Annotated in this window: 1 protein-coding gene; it reads right to left on the bottom strand. The window is 50.7% G+C overall.

The genetic code is table 11. The features are described from left to right. Nucleotides 1-1201, bottom strand: a 1201-nt coding sequence (locus EV294_RS30135) for an IS110 family RNA-guided transposase (RefSeq protein ID WP_132313690.1), incomplete at its 3' end; no start/stop codon positions are given. Nucleotides 1202-1453 lie beyond the last annotated feature (252 nt).

Below are 1453 nucleotides of genomic sequence, written 5' to 3'. Positions count from 1 at the left end.
GAGCAACCTGAAAACCAAGACTCTCAAGCCTGCGAACAGCTTGCTTCATAATGGCTTCTTGCTGTCGCTGTTCAAAGTAATGACTGCCTAAATCTCTGTAGTCCTCATTGCGTGTGAGAAGGTAATAAACAATAGCCATGATGGAGTGGGCGACAGCTACAGCTGCTCGGTGCCGGCCTTTACGTGCGGCGATGCGCCGGTACTGAGCTCCCAAGTAATTGTCGGATCTGCATACGGAGTGGGCGACTTCAATAAGTGCCGCTCGAAGATACTTGTTGCCTTTACGGGTTTTCGAGGATTTTCGTTTTCCGGCACTTTCATTTTGCCCTGGCACAAGACCAGCCCATGAGCAGAGATGAGCGGCAGAAGGGAAGCGAGAACCAACATCGGTTCCAACCTCAGCCAAGATTTGTTCCGCAGTACGTCGGCCAATTCCCGGGATGGTATCTAATCGCTCAATGTCTTGCTGAAAAGGGTCGAGCCGTTTGGCTACCTCCGTGTCCAGCTCAAGGATTTGTTCATTCAGAAAGTCGACATGAGTAAGCATCGTTTTCAGCATGATCCGCTGGTGTGCACTCATATTACCCCGTAAGGCTAATTCTAGCTCTTCTTTCTTTTTCTTTAAGGTTCGTCTTGCGAAGGCAGCCAGCTTTTCCGGATCTTCTTCACCCTCGATCATGGCACCCATCATATCGCGGCTGCTCACGCCCATAATGTCGGAGACAACAGCGGCGAGCTTAATATTAGCGCCTTCCAGAACCTTCTGGACTCGGTTGTGTTCACGGGATCGTTCCTGAATCAGGCTGCGCCGGTAACGGACTAATTCGCGAAGTTCGCGTTGGTTACGGTCAGGAATATAACTCGGCTTTAGTAGCCCGTGACGCAGCAAGTTGCATATCCACTCTGCATCTTTCACGTCCGTCTTCCTGCCAGGGACCGCCTTAATATGCTGGGCGTTAACGACAAGAAACTGAATCTCCTCGGCTTCCAGCAGATTGACGATGGGTTTCCAGTAGACCCCGGTACTCTCCATGGCCACATGTGTACAGCGATGCTGCTTGATCCAGTCGATCAAGTCAAGCAAGAAAACCGTGTGCGTACGAAACGTCTTAATCTCCTTTCCTTCGGGAGTCACGATGCAAGCGGTAATGGACTTCTTGTGAACATCCAAACCGCAAGCGCGCTCGATGAGGACATCCATAACATTCACCTTTCTACGGCAATTAGAATTGAGGACTGGGCAACAACCAGAAAAGGATTAATCTACCCCGCGTGCTTCCAAAAAGGAGCGACATACCGTGGTGCACCATGATCGTTGGAGTCAGACTAACGGGTGGGTTCGCAACACCATAGCTTAACGACCTTCCTCACCAGCCGTAAGAATAGTATAGAACGCGGCAGCAAAATTTTCATTATTCTGTGGTGCCCCGAGAGGGGCATGGATGGCTAACGG

Origin of the sequence: Paenibacillus sp. BK033 (assembly GCF_004345425.1) — a bacterium.
In the GTDB taxonomy this organism is placed as follows: Bacteria; Bacillota; Bacilli; order Paenibacillales; family Paenibacillaceae; genus Pristimantibacillus.
Note: the sequence above shows the minus strand (reverse complement) of the source record. Positions and strands in the feature narration are given on the sequence as shown.